The sequence below is a fragment of the Desulforhopalus glucosivorans genome (assembly GCF_054397165.1).
The window spans coordinates 1,805,866-1,822,825 of the sequence record NZ_AP044854.1 but is presented as its reverse complement, the minus strand read 5'-3'; the positions used below and the strand labels follow the sequence as shown (position 1 = coordinate 1,822,825).

Annotated in this window: 14 protein-coding genes; 10 read left to right on the top strand and 4 right to left on the bottom strand. The window is 40.7% G+C overall.

Annotated elements, in window-relative coordinates; genetic code table 11:
- Positions 1-130 precede the first annotated feature (130 nt).
- From pilB to ACX6CI_RS07730, 3 genes are read left to right on the top strand one after another with little or no spacing between them, the layout of a single operon-like run.
- A complete protein-coding gene (pilB, locus tag ACX6CI_RS07740; RefSeq protein WP_458777591.1) occupies positions 131-2,377 on the top strand; it encodes a type IV-A pilus assembly ATPase PilB in 2,247 nt (748 codons plus the stop codon).
- Between the two features lie 26 nt (positions 2,378-2,403).
- Complete coding sequence (locus ACX6CI_RS07735) at positions 2,404-3,369, top strand: mitochondrial fission ELM1 family protein (RefSeq protein WP_458777590.1); 966 nt, start codon at positions 2,404-2,406, stop codon at positions 3,367-3,369.
- Positions 3,351-5,648 carry a glycosyltransferase family 4 protein gene (locus ACX6CI_RS07730; protein ID WP_458777589.1) on the top strand — a complete coding sequence of 766 codons (2,298 nt, stop codon included), beginning with the start codon at positions 3,351-3,353 and terminating at the stop codon, positions 5,646-5,648. Before ACX6CI_RS07735 ends, ACX6CI_RS07730 begins: the two co-directional genes overlap by 19 nt.
- 239 nt (positions 5,649-5,887) lie before the next feature.
- Here the strand turns inward: ACX6CI_RS07730 and ACX6CI_RS07725 are convergent, their stop codons facing one another.
- Positions 5,888-6,067, bottom strand: a complete 180-nt coding sequence (locus ACX6CI_RS07725; protein WP_458777588.1) for a hypothetical protein — start codon at positions 6,065-6,067, stop codon at positions 5,888-5,890.
- Between the two features lie 13 nt (positions 6,068-6,080).
- Positions 6,081-8,279, bottom strand: coding sequence for a 1,4-alpha-glucan branching protein GlgB (gene glgB / locus ACX6CI_RS07720; protein ID WP_458777587.1), 2,199 nt, complete (start codon positions 8,277-8,279; stop codon positions 6,081-6,083).
- Between the two features lie 230 nt (positions 8,280-8,509).
- Here glgB and ACX6CI_RS07715 point away from each other — a divergent pair, with 230 nt between their 5' ends.
- From ACX6CI_RS07715 to ACX6CI_RS07705, 3 genes are all read left to right on the top strand, one after another.
- Positions 8,510-9,082, top strand: coding sequence for a YqgE/AlgH family protein (locus ACX6CI_RS07715; RefSeq protein ID WP_458777586.1), 573 nt, complete (start codon positions 8,510-8,512; stop codon positions 9,080-9,082).
- A 264-nt stretch (positions 9,083-9,346) separates the two neighbouring features.
- Positions 9,347-9,745, top strand: a complete 399-nt coding sequence (locus ACX6CI_RS07710) for a YkgJ family cysteine cluster protein (RefSeq protein ID WP_458777585.1) — start codon at positions 9,347-9,349, stop codon at positions 9,743-9,745.
- Positions 9,746-9,764: 19 nt separating this feature from the next.
- Positions 9,765-10,229 carry a 23S rRNA (pseudouridine(1915)-N(3))-methyltransferase RlmH gene (locus ACX6CI_RS07705; protein WP_458777584.1) on the top strand — a complete coding sequence of 155 codons (465 nt, stop codon included), beginning with the start codon at positions 9,765-9,767 and terminating at the stop codon, positions 10,227-10,229.
- Between the two features lie 134 nt (positions 10,230-10,363).
- Here ACX6CI_RS07705 and ACX6CI_RS07700 read toward each other — a convergent pair whose 3' ends face one another.
- Positions 10,364-11,140, bottom strand: coding sequence for a class I SAM-dependent methyltransferase (locus ACX6CI_RS07700; RefSeq protein ID WP_458777583.1), 777 nt, complete (start codon positions 11,138-11,140; stop codon positions 10,364-10,366).
- Positions 11,141-11,223: 83 nt separating this feature from the next.
- Here ACX6CI_RS07700 and kdsB point away from each other — a divergent pair, with 83 nt between their 5' ends.
- The 4 genes from kdsB to ACX6CI_RS07680 all read left to right on the top strand — a co-directional run bounded on the left by kdsB (position 11,224) and on the right by ACX6CI_RS07680 (position 16,760).
- Positions 11,224-11,982 (top strand): 3-deoxy-manno-octulosonate cytidylyltransferase, encoded by a 759-nt coding sequence (kdsB, locus tag ACX6CI_RS07695; protein WP_458777582.1) that lies wholly within the window; start codon positions 11,224-11,226, stop codon positions 11,980-11,982.
- A 66-nt stretch (positions 11,983-12,048) separates the two neighbouring features.
- Positions 12,049-14,352, top strand: a complete 2,304-nt coding sequence (locus tag ACX6CI_RS07690) for a gluconeogenesis factor YvcK family protein (protein WP_458777581.1) — start codon at positions 12,049-12,051, stop codon at positions 14,350-14,352.
- A gap of 21 nt (positions 14,353-14,373) precedes the next feature.
- On the top strand, positions 14,374-14,742 hold the full coding sequence (locus ACX6CI_RS07685) for a response regulator (protein WP_458777580.1): 369 nt from the start codon (positions 14,374-14,376) through the stop codon (positions 14,740-14,742).
- A gap of 26 nt (positions 14,743-14,768) precedes the next feature.
- Positions 14,769-16,760 (top strand): ATP-binding response regulator, encoded by a 1,992-nt coding sequence (locus tag ACX6CI_RS07680; RefSeq protein WP_458777579.1) that lies wholly within the window; start codon positions 14,769-14,771, stop codon positions 16,758-16,760.
- Positions 16,761-16,811: 51 nt separating this feature from the next.
- On the opposite strand, the gene ACX6CI_RS07675 is transcribed toward ACX6CI_RS07680, so the two are convergent.
- Positions 16,812-16,952 carry a hypothetical protein gene (locus ACX6CI_RS07675; protein WP_458777578.1) on the bottom strand — a complete coding sequence of 47 codons (141 nt, stop codon included), beginning with the start codon at positions 16,950-16,952 and terminating at the stop codon, positions 16,812-16,814.
- Positions 16,953-16,960: the final 8 nt, after the last annotated feature.

Sequence of the window (16,960 nt, the reverse complement as noted above, 5' to 3'; positions counted from 1 at the left end):
TTGCTATACTAAAATGGTAATTATATAAAGTCTTTCAAGATGTTTACTTGTGCTAATGTCTTCTTACGTGCTAATATATCATGACGTTGTAAGTCTTAACTTATTTATATTATTTTAAACGGAATCACTTATGGCAACGCGCAGTGCAACTACCCCACGAAAATTAGCGATGAAGCGGACAGTTAAAGATCAGTCCGGGGCCGGTAAATTAAAAATCGGAGAGCTCCTCAGTAAGGCTGGTTATATTACTCCTGCACAGCTTGAAGCTGGAAAGAAGGTGTTAAAGAAAAGTGGTGGAAGGCTCGGAACCATTTTGAGGCAGCTTGAATATATTGATGAAAATACAATCTTTAATTTCCTAACGAGACAGCACAACTATCCTGCAGCTATAATTAGTGAAGAACCCCCTTCTAAAGATGCACTTGCTCTGCTCTCTTTTGATAAAGTTAAAGACTATATGGCTTTTCCTCTTCGACTTGCCGGTAATACTCTGCAAATTACCATGTCTGAACCTTCTGATGACATGGCGGTTGAAGCATTACAGGATTTGGCAGGTAAGGAACTCTCTGTTTGTGTCTCCACGGAAAAAGAAATAGTAGACGCGTATAAGAAATATTATAAAATTAGCGATGAAGACGCAGAAGCATTTCTCGGGACCCAGGAGGAAAAGGAAGAAGAACTTGATATTACTGAAATAGATGACTTTGGTTCTATTGTGGCGGAAGCAGCCGATGATTTTGAAATAGAATCCGACGACGTTGATGACGGTGGCGATAAGTTTGCAGCTTCTGATGCACCTATCATTAAGCTTGTGAACGGTATTTTGGTTAAGGCAGTTCAGGATGGTGTTTCAGATATTCATGTAGAACCCTATGAAAAGACCATGCAGGTCCGGTATCGTAAAGATGGGTCGCTTTTCAAATCGATGAATTTACCCCTTACCATTAAAAACGCCCTTGTTGCCAGGATGAAGATTCTGTCTGGTCTAGATATTACTGAACGTCGAGTGCCTCAGGATGGTCGTATTAAAATGCGTATGGGACGAAATCGTTCTGTGGATTTCCGTGTTTCTTCACTTCCTACTCTTTTTGGTGAATCTGTTGTTCTGCGTATTCTTGATAAATCTTCCTTGAATGTTGATCTTACAAAATTAGGATTTGAAGAAAGTACCTTTGACATGTTGAAAAGATGTCTGACCAAACCCCAGGGTCTGTTACTTGTAACAGGTCCAACAGGTTCTGGTAAGACGGTTACTCTCTATTCTGCTCTTAACTCAATGAATAGTGAGGATATAAAAATCCTTACAGCGGAAGATCCGGTGGAGTTTAACTTTAAGGGAATCAATCAGGTCAATGTTCACCAGGAAGTTGGTATGACCTTCGCCGCTGCTCTAAAGGCTTTTCTTCGTCAGGATCCAGACATCATCATGGTGGGTGAGATTCGTGATATGGAAACGGCCGAGATTGCAATTAAGGCTGCGATGACAGGTCACCTTGTTTTCTCGACTCTTCATACCAATGACAGTCCTGCAACAATAGGTAGACTTATAGATATTGGTATACCTCCCTATATGCTTGCCTCTTCTGTTACTATGGTCCTGTCCCAGCGTCTTGGCAGGCGTCTTTGTCAGAAATGTAAAAAGATCGTTACTTATCCAAAAGAAGAGTTGCTCAAGGTTGGCTTTAGGGAAGATGAGCTGGATGATCTCGAAATTTATGGACCTAATGGCTGCAGCGAGTGCAATGGTCTTGGTTATAAAGGTCGACTTGGCTTTTTTGAACTGATGGAAATCACAGAGGAGGTTGGTAAGGCTATTAATGCTGAGGTTCCTGAGGACCAACTTCGAAAAATTGCCATTCAGGAAGGTATGACACCCCTTAGAGAAGCTGCCCTGCAGAAGGTTCGAGCTGGAGTCACGAGTATTGAAGAAGCACTTAGACGGACCGTTGCTCATAAAGAAAGCCTACCAGCTTATATGGTGAACCCTGACGTTGAAAAGTATGAAGATGGGGATATGATTGTCCGGGAGGGCAATAACGATATCGATTTTTTCAAACTTATACGAGGCTCTCTCACTGTGGTCAAGGGTGGAAAAAAGATAGCTGAACTAACAGAGCCAGGAGAATATTTTGGAGAAATGGCTTCAATTACCGGTGAGGAGCGTAGCGCTTCAATCATTTCACAGGGCCGGTCCAGTGTAAAACGTTATCCAGGCGATAAAATAGATGAAATTATAGAAAAATATCATGATGTTTCTAATCATATTTTCAAGACAATCACCACAAGACTACAGTCGTCTAATGCTATAAATGTGAAGCTTGCGGCTCGACTTAAGGGGCAGGGCGCTCCTAAGATACCACCAAAAAAACGGCCATAAATCACTCGTACTATTATTTGATATTGATGAATATTCGTGATAAAGACGACGTGCATGTTATTGTGGTACTTGATGGTAGACCAGGCCATGAAAAACAGTCATTAGGTATAGTTCAGGCTCTTGAGCAGAGAGTGGTTGTTAATACAACAACCGTAGATGTCTCTAAGAGAGGATTTTTTTCTCAGTTACTAAGTTATATTAAACTTTTGTCTGGCTGGAAAACTCTTGATACAACCGGACTTCCCAATCAGCCTGACCTTGTAATTGGTACGGGTACCAGAACCCATACCACCGTTTTATTACTGAAAAGATATTTTCAAATTCCCGCAGTTACTTGTATGACTCCAGGAGTACATTTAAGGAATCTATTTGATATATGTTTTGTACCTCAGCATGATGGGGTTGAACGCCGGTATAACTATTTTTCCACGTACGGTGCTCCCAACACGAATACTGATAAAGGGATTCACTCTTCTCATAAGGGGTTAATTTTAGTAGGTGGGGAAGATGACAAAAGCCATGTGTGGGAGTCAGATAAAATTATTGAAAATATTCTACAAGTTGTGGACAAAGAGAAGGATATTGACTGGGTGATATCCTCGTCACCTCGTACTCCAAAAGCTACTGTACGTCATATTAAAGAAAAAATTCTACAATTTTCAAACTGTGTATTTTTCGATTTTAAAGACACTCCTAAGGGCTGGGTAGAAGAGCAGTATGACATGTGTAAAAGCGTCTGGGTAACCACAGACTCGATTTCAATGTTATATGAAGCCCTATCTTCGGGGTGTAGTGTACATGTATTCCCAATGTCATGGAAGAAAGATACGAGTAAGTTTAAAGCAAATGAAAACTTACTTATTGCCAAAAGGCTTGTAATCCCTTTTTCTGATTGGGAGAAAGGAATAACTGAACTTGCCGATTCCGGTCAACTTAACGAAGCACTTCGATGTGCTGATTATATATTGGAAACATGTTGGACAAAAAATTAACTGTAGTTCAGCTTCTTCCTGAACTGGAAGAAGGTGGTGTTGAAGGTGAAACGTTAGACCTTGCAACCCATCTTGCTAGAAATGGCCACAGGTCGATAGTTATCTCAGGTGGTGGTCGTCTGGTACCTCTTTTGGAAAAGGCTGGTTGTATTCATGTCCAATGGAATCATATTGGTGAAAAAAGCTTACGCTGTCTGCAATACATACCCAAACTCAAAAAATTTCTTCTCGCTGAAAAAGTTGATGTACTTCATCTCAGGTCAAGATTACCAGCCTGGATTGGCTATCTAGCCTGGAAGTTAATACCGGAGCAGCATCGCCCATCTTTACTTTCCACATTTCACGGTTTTTATTCCGTTAACTCGTATTCATGTATCATGACTAAAGGACAGCGTGTGGCAGCTGTTTCTGAAACAATACGAGATCATATCATACAAAACTATAAGGTTGATCATCGAAAAATTGAACTCATTCATGGTGGCTTTGATACTGAAGAGTTCTCCCCAGATAAGGTTGACTCAGATCGTGTGGAGTCACTTCGAAGTAAATGGTTGGCTGGTAAAGAAGGCAAACCTATAATTGTTCTGCCTGGTCGTCTTACTCTTTGGAAAGGACAAGATATTCTCATTGATGCCTTAGCACGTCTTGGTAATAAAAACTTCATCTGTTTGTTGGTTGGTGATACTGAGGAAAATGTATCATTTACCAAAAAACTAAAGGATAGAATAAAGTTACATGGTCTAGAAGACAACATCTTGCTCGTTGGTCACTGTAGTGATATGCCTGCCGCACTTATGCTTGCTGATATCGTTGTGTCGGCCTCTTCGACCCAGCCCGAAGCTTTTGGTAAGGTTGCCATTGAAGCTATGGCAATGGAGAAACCGGTGATAGCAACCGCCCATGGCGGCAGCCTTGAGACTGTGATTGATGGAAAGACTGGTTGGTTGGTTCCTCCCCTAGATTCAGCTGTTCTTGCAAAATCAATTACAGATGCTCTTGCTTCACCTGAGCAGTGTCTCCAATTTGGTAAGAATGGAAGGATTCATGTGAATGAGCATTTTACTGCAAAACGGATGTGTGAAAAGACAGTAGAGCTCTATTATAAGCTGGATCTTGATAGGGGGAAATCATCTGATAAAACCCTTTCTGTAATGCAGCTATTGCCAGAACTTAATAGTGGAGGGGTGGAGCGCGGAACTCTTGAGATGGGTAGGCATCTGGTTGAAAAATCACATAACTCAATTGTAGTTTCAGGAGGTGGAAGGCTTGTCGAACAACTGGAAGCTGAAGGAAGTCTTCATATTACAAAACATATCGGTTCAAAAACCCCGCTTGCCTTAACGCATATTTGGCCGATGCGAAGATTATTTAAAAAGTACAATCTTGATATATTACATCTTCGCTCCAGGATGCCAGCCTGGGTAGGTTATATTGCATGGTTATCCTTACCGAAAGCCAAACGGCCCCTTCTGATCACTACCTTTCACGGTTTCTACTCAGTTAATGCATACAGCGCAATAATGACAAAAGGTGACGGGGTTATTGCTGTTTCTGAGAGTATAAAAAAACATATCTCTGATAATTATCAAAGAGAACATGATGTTCGCTTGATTTTTCGTGGCGTAGAAATTGACTCTTTTACACCTGAAAAAGTTGCAGCCGAGAGGATTGAAAAGCTCAGGAGTAGCTGGGGGGTGAGCTCGATTAAACCTGTTATAATGTTGCCGGGAAGGCTAACTCGGCTCAAAGGGCAGGAGGTGTTTCTGCGTAGCCTGATCTTAGTTAAAAATAGTAATTATCAGGCTGTTCTGGTAGGAGACACTGAAGATAACCCCGGATATACTGGAGAGTTAAGGGAGATAATTAATAGTAATGGTTTGCAGGATTACGTAAAACTAGTCGGCCACTGTAGTGATATGCCTGCTGCGTTTATGGTTGCAGATATTGTTCTGTCGACCTCCTCCCTTGAGCCGGAAGCATTTGGTCGCACAACAGTTGAGGCAATGGCTATGGGGAGGCCTGTTATTGTTACAGGCCATGGGGGTAGTCTTGAAACCGTTATTCCTGGAGAAAATGGTTGGATAGTTACACCTTCTGATACTACGGAACTCGCCAGAGCCATTGATGAAGCACTCGCGAGTTCGCCCGAAAAACTTGCAGAGATTGGGCTGAATAATCAGAGAAGAGTCATGGAAAAATTTACCGCAAGTGCTATGTGTGAACAGACTTTATCGTTCTATCAGGAGCTGCTTGAGAAAAAACGATCTGAGGGTTTGTAAGTTTTATATTTATCACAGAAAATTGGGTCTTCAGCTGGAGCTGGCTGGGTTATGAAGGCCCTTCTACAATATTTTGATCGCCTGTGGTTCTTTTGCCAAACTCTGGTATCGCAACAGCTCATATCCTGACTCCGATGAACGGGATAAGTGCATCGAAGGTCTCACGCCATTCACTACCTGGTGGCAAGACTAGACTTTCGATTGTAAACTCAATTCCTGGGTTTCTCGGAACTACGCTATCAGTCTCTAAAATGTTTGTGCAGGAACTCACATTCCTTAGGTGAAAGATCATATTTTAACATGATTTTTTCTAGTATGTTTTTTTGTTTTTCTTTCCCCTGCAGAGATAACTCTTCAGAATACTCTTTAACGGCTTTAATAATTTTATCCCCCGGGGGGTATATGCTGTCTTTAGGCATGATGTCTCTATGATTAAGATTTCGGTTGAAGGATCAGGGCTGCAAGTGGCGGTAAATGTATTGTGGCCTGATATGCACCCTGCGCGTAAGGTTCGTGTACGGGGATAATTTTACCGAAAACTTCTGAAGAACTGCCACCAAATTTCATATCATCTGAGTTGTAGATGATATCGTAGTTAGCGTTTGCTGGAAGAGCGATCTTGTAACCTTTCTGTGGTTGTGGTGTGAAGTTAAAGATACAGACCAAGTGGTTTTCTCTGTTAGTGTTATATCTTGCAAAGGATATAACGGAGTTATCTCTGTCCTCGATGTCAAGCCAGGAAAAACCCTCCCCGCTGTTGTCAAGTTCCCAGAGTGGTCCATTTGTCTTATAAATGGTATTAAGCTCAGCCAGACATTGTTGTAGTTGTGCATGCAACGGGTTTTCAAGTAAGTGCCAGTCTAGGCTCTGTTTACAGTACCATTCAGACCACTGACCAAACTCTGCTCCCATAAAGAGAAGTTTTTTCCCAGGATGCATCCACATGAGTGACAGTAAAAGTCGTAAATTTGCAAATTTTTGCCATTCATCACCTGGCATTTTGTTCAACAGAGAGTTCTTTCCATGGACCATCTCATCATGGGAGAGCGGTAAAACAAAATTTTCTGAAAAGGCGTAAACTATGGAAAAAGTAAGTTTGTTGTGATGATACTTTCTATATATTGGATCCTTTTCAAAGTATTCAAGGATGTCATTCATCCATCCCATGTTCCATTTAAAATTAAAACCAAGACCTCCTTCTTCGGCACTTTTGGAGACACCATAAAAGCTTGTAGATTCCTCGGCAATCATGAGGCGGTCAGGGTACTCTTTTGAAACAATAGAGTTTAAGTGGCGAATAAATTCTATGGCTTCAAGGTTCTCTCTACCGCCATAACTGTTTGGAATCCATTCTCCCTCATTTCTTGCGTAGTCAAGGTAGAGCATCGATGCGACAGCATCGACGCGAAGCCCATCAATATGGTATTTTTCAAACCAGAATAGAGCATTACTAATGAGGTAGTTGCTTACTTCGTTTCTTCCATAATTGTAAATGTATGTTCCCCACTCAGGGTGTGATCCAAGACGATGGTCTTCGTGTTCATAGAGTGGCGTTCCATCAAAAAATCCCAGACTATGGTCATCTTTAGGGAAATGTGCAGGGACCCAGTCAAGAATAACGCCAATATCACTTTGGTGGCATCTGTCAACAAAAGCCATAAATTCTTCAGGCGTTCCATACCTGCTGGTAATACTATACGGAGCGGTTACCTGATATCCCCAGGATTCATCTAGGGGATGTTCCATGACAGGCATAAGTTCAATATGAGTAAAACCCATTTTAAGCACATAGGGAATGAGTTTGTCAGCAAGCTCCCTGTATGTCAAAAAACGTTGTGGATCTTCTGGATCACGTTGCCATGACCCTGGGTGTACCTCGTATATTGACAATGGTTGTTGCTGTGGCCGTGCATGACTACGCTTGTTACTCCAATCATTGTCATTCCACTTGAAGTCATTAATGGCATGGACTATTGAGCCGGTTTGTGGTCGCAGTTCCCCATAAAACTGGTAGGGATCTGATTTTTCTCTGTACCTTCCATATTTGCCACAGATTGCATATTTATAAATTTCGCCCTCATGCAAGTGTGGGATAAAGAGCTCCCATACGCCAGAAGCTCCAAGACTACGCATTTGATGGACTCGTTTATCCCAGTAATTGAAATTGCCAATGACTGAAATGGCCTGGGCGTTCGGACTCCATACTCTGAAGATAACACCTTTGACGTTATTTAGAACCAACGGGTGTGATCCAAGGTGGTCATAAATTTTATAATTAGTTCCCTTATTAAAAAGAAACCTGTCTTCTTCGCTCAGTTGTACTCCAAAGCGGTAGGTATCATTTGTAAGGTGGCTCAAGCCGTTAGGATAGTGAACCTCATATTGATAACTAAAAGGATCTAAATCGGGGTCAGTTAACTCATCCACTGCCAGAGTGAGAACAAAGATACCTTCATCATGTATTCGCTCCATCTGAACCCTGAGGTCACTTTCCACAAAGAAAACCTTAAGTGCATTTGGTTGAAAGGTTCTGAGAGTGACCTTCGGACCATCGATGTCATTAAAGTGGGCACCTAGGTATTGGAAAGGATCGTGGTGATTACAATTGAGTATTCTGTTAGAGTGGCTCATGGGATCACTTTTTCAGTAGTGAAGAATTTTGAAAGTTGTCAATAATTACTTATAGTAGGACAAAGTAATCTCTTTGTCATTGTCATTTTTTAATTCCCTGGTTCTTCTGATGTAAATAGTTCATTTGTATGTGGCCTTGACCTTGAGGTAAATAGTTTGTTAAAATTAATCATCTGGAGATAATTGGATTTTTCGTACTTTTATCTTATCAAATGTAAGGACAGGGTCATATGGAGCAACAAGATCAGAATTTCACATCACTCGCTGGTAAGTTCCTCATCTCAACCTCACAAATGCCTGACCCGCGATTTGCTGAGCATGTGATTTATATATGTGCTCATAGTGCTGATGGGGCAATGGGAGTCGCTGTTAATCAGCCCAATTTCTCAATACCCTTTGCCGAGATATTACAGGGTATTCAGTTACCTATACCTGACAGTGATTTACCTCCGGTTCATATTGGTGGCCCTGTTGATTTAGAATCCGCTTTCATTCTCTATTTTTCCAGCTACCCTACAGAACATAAAATAGAAGTGAGTAAGACGGTTTCACTTACAAGAGAAACAAAGGTTTTAGAAGATATTGCAAACGGTATTGGTCCAGATAAGTACCTCTTTATTCTTGGTTATACAGGATGGGGACCAGGGCAGCTTGAAGATGAACTTGTTGATCGGGGGTGGCTCGCGGTTCCCGCAAGTGATGAGATAATATTCCAAATTGATGATGAAAATAAGTGGAAAGCTGCAGCTATGCAGCTGGGAATAGATATCTCTCTATATGAAGATGAAATAGGGTATGCATAGAATTCTAAGAATTACTCCTACGCTTTAATACCTTATTGCTAAAAACGGTCATAAGTTACAAAAAACCTTGTGACTGGTTCGAGTGAAGAACCTTATAATCACAACCAGCTGACTGGCAAAGAGAGATCTTTAGGGCATATTCTCTTACTTTTTTCCTCAAAAATTGTACTTGTTTTTGGTGCAAGGCTTCCTTTAGCAGTGTATATTCTTCTGCCTCTTACTTAAATTCTTAATATTAATGCTTTGGCGTAACAGGTGTGTGTGATGGATAGTGTTGAAAAAATATTTTCTTGTACAAGATGTGGATATTGCTGTCACGGAGAGACAACCGTCTCCTTAGACGATAATGATCAAAAGAATATGATTGCTGCCCTTAGTGCAACCAGGCAGGAAGTTGAAAGAAAATATTGGCGCATAACTGGCAATGTTGTTCAAATGAAGATTGAGGATGGGCACTGTATCTTTTATAAAGATGGATGCACTGTACATAATGGCCGGCCATGGAGATGTGCCCAGTGGCCTCTTCATCCCTCTATTTTGTCAGACGAAAATAATTTTAATACAATTGCTGAGTCATGCCCCGGAATTAAGGTTGAGGTGGGGTACGAGGAATTCTGTAGAATCCTTAAAGGACTGATGGCAAAGGCGACAGTCTCCTGTTGATCCCATCTTATATACTACTATGAAACACGAAATTGTCTTTCTCGGAAAAACAAAAGATAGTTTTATCCAGAAAGGGATTGATGAATACAGCTCAAGACTGACCCATTACACCTCTTTAAAGGTAACAACTCTAAAAGATAAGAGCAGCAGTAAATCTATAGCAGAGACTATTAAATCCCAGGGGCAATTGCTGTTGGCTTCTGTTGTGAAAGGATCTGTGATAGTGGCACTGGATTCAAGGGGACAGCAATTTACCTCGGAGCAGTTTTCAAAGAAGATTGTCAATTTGGAAGATTCCGGGATTAGACAGGTTAGTTATCTCATAGGTGGCCCGGATGGTATTTCTGACGATATTCTTCGGGCGGCACAACTCGTATTGTCTTTTTCTAAAATGACCTTTACCCATGATATGGTGCGGATGTTACTCGTTGAACAAATTTATCGCGCCTATACCATTAAGCACGGTGAAAAATATCATAAATAGAATCTTATTAGTGCACCCATCTCCCCTTAGCTGCAGTCTCCCTTTAGCTGTAATCTTCTTTTTCTAATGTTCTTATGCGAATGACCTTGGTGAGCCGTGTATCAACACCATTTCTCCAATTGCTACTATTTTTCCTAGGTGAGGATATACACATCATAACGACTACTCTTCATTTTAAGCTGATACGATATCTTTTCCTCACTCAGAGGAGGGGCCAGTCGGGGTCTTTTGACAACAATTCGTTTTGTGGCAAATTTTCTGGCGCATTCTAGAAGGTCTGAGCTGTCTAAATCATCACCTACGATCATCCTGATAACCCTCATTTCTTTTTTGTTAAGGGCGGAGCTTGTTTCGTGGGGATACATTGGGTCAAGATAGACTGTTTCAAATGTATCTATACTATTTTTTGTAAGTGAGAGACTGTTTTCCTGTAGAAGGGTTAAGTTGTTTTTTACAATAGCTTCTGTCTCTTGCGATCTCAGGGCTCGTTTCAGACCATTACTCAGTAGTTCTGCCATTATGGGGTTTCTTTCACACATTGTTACTTTGCAGCCTAGTGTTGCTAAAACAAAACTGTCTCCCCCAAGGCCAGCTGTTGCATCAAATACTGAAGGGCGATATCCTGGTTTAATCCCTACAGCTTTTGCCAGAGGTTGTTTTGTAGTTGTGTTATTTTTTCTTCTGTAGCCATTTTTGCCATGGATAAAATCCACAAAAAGCAGTTTTGTTAATTTGTTTTTAGTTGCATTAACGCGCATCAGCTGTAAGCCCTCTGGCGTGTAACAGAGTAGAATATCTGTGATGCACTCAACAGGATCTTGACAGAAAATAAGATCCAGTTTTATTGCAAGATTTTCGGCTTTTTGTAGAAATGTTGCTGATTTTATTGTAGATGAAACAGATATCTTCAATGATGATTCCGTCTTTTGGACATAGCTTGCTTGCTCTGTCTTTTTTAATAGAAGTTTATTACTTTAAAACAATATAACTGATCATGCAGAAACAAAAACCAAAAGTAGTAGCGATTATACCTGCCAGGTATGATTCCAATAGATTCCCTGGTAAGCCTCTTGCTGAAATACATGGAAAACCGATGATACAGCATGTTGTTGAAAGAGCAAAGGCTGTAAAATTGTTATCTAGAGTAGTTGTCGCAACCGATGATGAGAGAATTGCCAGGTGCGTTACTGATTTTGGTGGCGAATACGTTATGACCAGAGCCAATCATGTGTCCGGCTCTGATCGATTAGCAGAAGCGGCTGAACTGTTAAAAATTTCAGAACATGATGTGGTTGTAAATATTCAAGGCGATCAGCCGCTTTTTCCGGAGGAAGTTATCAATCAGGTTGCGCAACCATTACTTGATGATCCTGCACTTCCCATGTCTACTCTTATTTATAAAATTATCAGGCCTGAGGAAATTAATGATCCTAATCACGTGAAAACTGTTTTTGATAAGGATAATTACGCACTCTATTTTTCCCGGTCTCCAATTCCTTTTCAGAGAAATCCCGAGGAAGGAGAAAAGCCTACATATTATAAGCATCTCGGATTTTATGCCTACCGGAAGGGATTTTTACTCTCCTTTGTGGCGCTCAGAGAAGGGGAGTGGGAAAAGTTTGAAAAGCTTGAGCAATTGCGTGCCCTTGAATACGGATATAAAATCAAGGTTACTATTACTGAATACGATTCCATTGAAGTAGATACGCCTGAGGATTTAAAAAGAGTTGAGGAACAAACTGTACGTCTATAGCTTTGAAGTTACGTGGTTATGCTCTTGATGTTTTACATAGATCTGTTGCTGTAAAATGAGGTTTACTTGGATAAGAATCTTATATTAGAATTACAAACGATGAGCTACTCGCCCCTGGATCTTCTTCCGCAAAAAGACCTGAGGGAAAAGCTTGTTGAATTAGCAATTCAGGGAGTGCCTGCTGGGGTACATGCTGATGCGCATATGGTTCTAGAAAACTTACGACACCAGCTTGTGGGGGGCTCAGAACCAGAAGATGCCAAGGTTGTCGTGTTTGGTGGAGGTACAGGTCTATCTAATATCCTTGGCGGGGATTCCAGGCAAGCTGACTGGGCTGAATCTCCTTTTAGTGGATTAAAAAAAATTTTCCCTCAAATACGCTCTATTGTCTGTATAACTGATAACGGTGGATCAACTGGGGAGTTACTTAAGGACTTACCACTAATAGCCATTGGTGATATACGCCATGTTTTACTTTCATCTATTCAGCTCAGTAACCTGCAAAAAAAATATAGTTTAGATAGTTTAGAGGCCAAAAAGGTTGTTTCAATAGTTGCCAATCTATTCAATTTGCGATTTTCCGGTCCACTTGAAAAAGAAGATATTTTATTTAAGAACTCTGTCGCAGAAATTAGAAATCTTCCCACACCGCTTGAAAATTATCTCCATTATCTCATACAATCATTATTTGAGGACCACCGCTTTAATAACACTCGAAAACGTCCACAATGTTTTGGAAATCTGCTCTGTGCAGCTGCAATTTATAGGGAAATTCCAGATGGGGCCGGACCTGGTTTTCTGAAAACAGATACAGAGAGTAGGGATAGTGCAATTGCTGCCGGGCTCAATGCTCTGGGGCTTGTGTTAGGTTGTGGAGAATATGCTGTACTTCCCTGTTCGTTCACCCCTGCACAACTAAGGGTTCTTTATTCAAATGGTGTCGAAATTACCGGCGAGCATAAGCTCGGTTCTGTAAAGCGTGGGGTGCCTATTGAAAGCATAGCCGTTGACTATTGCGATACACCTAAGGTTTATGAGGGCTCGGTTCAGGATATTGAGGATGCAGATATAATAATTTTTGCTCCTGGAAGCCTCTATTCTTCGATTATTCCGGTTTTGCAGGTTCCTGGCCTTGCTCAGGCCGTTCGTAACAACAAAAATGCACTGAAAGTGTTAGTTTCAAACCTCTGGGTCCAGGAAGGGGAAACAGATTTTTCTAATGTTGATCCGGCAAGAAAGTTTCATGTTTCAGATATGCTGGACGCCTATGAAAAGAATATCCCGGGTGGTACGGACGGATTGTTCAGGGAAATCTTATGTGTATCTTTAAAGGATATCCCAGCTTCAATTCTCCAGCGGTACGCTGTGGAGGGAAAGGTCCCGATTTATCTAGATCAGGAGAATCTTATTCAAAGAAATTATATTCCTGTTGAGTGTGATATATTTTCAAAATCAGCACTTAAGCTGCGTGGAGTTATTCATCACGATCCTGCTCGCTTGGCTCTTGCGGTCAATGCACTTTACAGAGGGCATAATAGTTTTTCAAAAGATACAGTTGTTGAGGGCGTTGATCATAGAAGCACTTTAGCTCACAGTAACAAGGAGCTTTGCTATTCATCTTCCATATATCCTTGTGACAAATACACCGTTATTCAGGCAAGAATAGATCGTCTTACTATAGAATTTGTAGGGTCCGACCTGGGTAATAGTTCTGACCAACTGAAGCAGCATATTGCTGAAATATTATGGGATCATCCTGTTATACCGCTAGCACATCTGGAATATTTTCGTAACATCCATTGCTTGAGCGCAGATAATTGGGAGCGTGATCAAAAATGGGACAAGGTTTTCTCATATTATGACCCTGAAGATGGTTGTATTAAAATGAGAACCGATCAGGTTAAAGATAAGCAAACCTTAGAAATTGCATTGATGATTGCACTGGGTGAATCTCTTTTAGGTAATTATGCTCACTCAAAAATGATGGATAATGTTGTTTCAGATGGACTCAATCTTGGGCGTGTTTATCATCTGCGACTTACAAGTTCAGAGTATAGAAAATGTTATTTTACCGAGGAACAGTTGAAAACATTTCTTTTAATTGCAAGGATGTGTCCTACAAAAAATTCAAGTCACTATACCCGACTCATTAATAGTGGTGAAGGTTTTACCCCACCTGGTTTATTAATGGGCTTAATGTATGCCTGGTACATTGATAATCGTCTTGCAACGAATATTGAATATAAAATGTCAGTTCTAAAAATTAATAGCAGTGGTCTTATTCCGGAGCAATTGAAGATGGCATCTAGACGGCGAAATATGATACAATTTTTTAGAGATGTTGTTTTTGCGAAACCACACTCAAAATGAGTTTGAATAAACGATAAGAATATGAAAATTCTCATAATTGATGATGACAATGATATACGAAATCTGTTCAGAATGTGGCTTGAAAGGGACGGGTTCGAAGTCTATGAGGCTGAAAATGGTCTGGACGGCATGAAAATCCAGCGGGAAATATTAATGGATCTTATCGTCTGTGATCTGATTATGCCGGTTCAGGAAGGTATTGAAACCATAACTCAAATCAAAAATGAATTTCCTGGTGTCGGCATTATTGCAATATCTGGTGGAGGAAAAATTGGACCAGATTCTTATCTCAGTGTTGCTGAACATCTTGGTGCATGGCGGGTGTTTACTAAACCGGTAGATATGCGGCTTATGATAGATACGATTAAAGAATGGTTTGAATCTCAGTAATGTATACTGCAGAAAGGAACAATTGCATGAATATTAAAGTACTTGCTGTGGATAATAACCCCGTTTTACTTCGAGCTATAAGTAGTATTCTTGAGCAGGAAGGGTGTGTTGTCAGTGAAGCTCAGACCGGTCTTGATGCCCTTGAGATACTCGATCACACCATTCCAGATATTTTGTTTACTGATCTGATCATGCCAAGAGTGAGTGGGGAGCAGCTCTGTCGTGTTGTTCGGAGTTCAAGTAAATATAAAGATGTCTTTATTGTCGTTTTGTCTGCAATTGTCTTAGAAGATAGAAAAAGAATTTTAGAAGAAGTTGATTGTGATCTTTGTATTGCAAAAGGAAACTTAAAAGAGCTTCGTTCTCAGATCAAATTTGCATTAAATGCCTATAGGTCTAGAGCCGATGATACCGCTCAAATCTCTACTACCCCGCAGATACCTAAAGGACTGATAGCATCTGAAGTCGCAAGTGAATTGTTGATGGAAAAACAGCATAATCAAGCTATTCTATCCAATCTCTATGAGGGCATACTAGAGCTGACCCAGGAAGGTAAAATAGTAACAATTAACAAATCTGCTTGTGAGATCCTCGAAAACAGTGAAGCAAAAATGACTGGGAGGAAATTACAGGAGGTGAGAGATTGGGGCGAATTCGATTCTGCAATCAACAGATGGGTGGAGGAAGATCTCAAATTGGGGGGAATGGAATCTTTTCATATTTATGAAGACTATCCACTCTATATTGATAACCGAGTTGTGACGGCCTCATTTATACCTGTTACAGAAAACAGTACTATCTTTGGCTTGTGTATTTTCAGAGATATTTCCAGGCAACACAATGCAGAGCAACAGAATAAACAACTCGATGATGCAATTAAACTCGCACGAAAGATGGATGCCATGAGTTGTATGGCTGGAGGAATGGCCCATGATTTTAATAACCTCCTCACCGTTATTTGTGGAAACCTTGATATCATTTCTTTGCAAAATAAGAATCACGAGCCGGAGGCATCTGCAAAGCTGATAGCACAAGCTCAAAAGGCTGCTCTAATAGCTGTCGATCTCACAAGGCAAATTTCCTGTTTTTCTAATTTTGGAATAGTGAGTCGAAAAGAAAATAGTCTCCATACCACTGTAAAGGATACTGTAGAGCCATACTTTGAAAAGCATGGTGGGCAATATGAACTCATTTTCAATGATGAGGATGTGGTTGTCAGTATAGATTCTGATGAAATTGGCAACGCCATTGTTAATGTTCTACAAAATGCACAGGAGGCTGCTGCCCAAAAAAAAGTTTCTGTCTCAGTCTCGCAGGTGACTCTTACTGCACCAGATATAGTCTCGGGGCAGTATATACCTGCTGGTCGCTATGGGAGAGTTGATATTGAGGATTTCGGTGTGGGAATCGACAGTGAAGAACTCTTTCGGGTCTTTGACCCCTATTACTCCACAAAAGAGCGGGGTGTTGTGAAAGGGATGGGGTTAGGGTTGACTATTGTCTATGCAACGTTACGAAATCATGGTGGATATGTTGCGGTTAACTCAATGGAAGGTAAGGGGACTATTGTTTCAATCTATTTGCCTGTTTTTGTTTCCGCCAGAGATACACAAAATAATTCAGATGGTCATGCTGTACGTAAGTCAATTTTGCTTGTGGATCCTGATAGTCAGATGCGGGAGATTGGATCAATTATGCTCAGTCATTTAGGTTTTGAGGTGATTGGGGTGGCCAACAGTTCTGAGGCAAGCCTTGAGTTGCAGCGAGCAAAAAGTGATAATGGTAAAAAAACAAAAATAATTATTTTAGATGTCTCAGGAATTAATAAGGAATCGCCATCAGACTGTTGTCAAATTTTCCGGCAGATTGATCCTGATATTCAAGTCATTGCTATGAGTGGGACTATTTTAGATCCCATAATGGAAAAATGCCAGGAATATGGTTTTGCCAACAGTTTATCCAAACCATACACCATGCATGGCTTGAGGCATGTCGTTAACAGTGTGTTGTACACCTGAGCTTGGTACGGGGATAAAATTTCGGGTTGAGTGAATGTGTAATGTTTTCAGCTACTTTCTTCGTCTCCAGTGACCACCATTCATTACAAGAATACCAAATACAAAAGCAGGTACTCCTAAAAATGGTTGATGCCAGTTGAGAAGAATAAGCCCACAAAGGCAGAGCAGTACCCCAATAGTAACTTTGTTCATGATTTTCC

What these genes read in the sequence shown, in the direction of transcription:
- pilB (WP_458777591.1), top strand. Translation starts at nt 131, where the DNA reads ATGGCAACGCGCAGTGCAACTACCCCACGAAAATTAGCGATGAAGCGG.
- ACX6CI_RS07735 (WP_458777590.1), top strand. Translation starts at nt 2,404, where the DNA reads ATGAATATTCGTGATAAAGACGACGTGCATGTTATTGTGGTACTTGAT.
- ACX6CI_RS07730 (WP_458777589.1), top strand. Translation starts at nt 3,351, where the DNA reads ATGTTGGACAAAAAATTAACTGTAGTTCAGCTTCTTCCTGAACTGGAA.
- ACX6CI_RS07725 (WP_458777588.1), bottom strand. Translation starts at nt 6,067, where the DNA reads ATGCCTAAAGACAGCATATACCCCCCGGGGGATAAAATTATTAAAGCC.
- glgB (WP_458777587.1), bottom strand. Translation starts at nt 8,279, where the DNA reads ATGAGCCACTCTAACAGAATACTCAATTGTAATCACCACGATCCTTTC.
- ACX6CI_RS07715 (WP_458777586.1), top strand. Translation starts at nt 8,510, where the DNA reads ATGGAGCAACAAGATCAGAATTTCACATCACTCGCTGGTAAGTTCCTC.
- ACX6CI_RS07710 (WP_458777585.1), top strand. Translation starts at nt 9,347, where the DNA reads ATGGATAGTGTTGAAAAAATATTTTCTTGTACAAGATGTGGATATTGC.
- ACX6CI_RS07705 (WP_458777584.1), top strand. Translation starts at nt 9,765, where the DNA reads ATGAAACACGAAATTGTCTTTCTCGGAAAAACAAAAGATAGTTTTATC.
- kdsB (WP_458777582.1), top strand. Translation starts at nt 11,224, where the DNA reads ATGCAGAAACAAAAACCAAAAGTAGTAGCGATTATACCTGCCAGGTAT.
- ACX6CI_RS07685 (WP_458777580.1), top strand. Translation starts at nt 14,374, where the DNA reads ATGAAAATTCTCATAATTGATGATGACAATGATATACGAAATCTGTTC.
- ACX6CI_RS07680 (WP_458777579.1), top strand. Translation starts at nt 14,769, where the DNA reads ATGAATATTAAAGTACTTGCTGTGGATAATAACCCCGTTTTACTTCGA.
- ACX6CI_RS07675 (WP_458777578.1), bottom strand. Translation starts at nt 16,952, where the DNA reads ATGAACAAAGTTACTATTGGGGTACTGCTCTGCCTTTGTGGGCTTATT.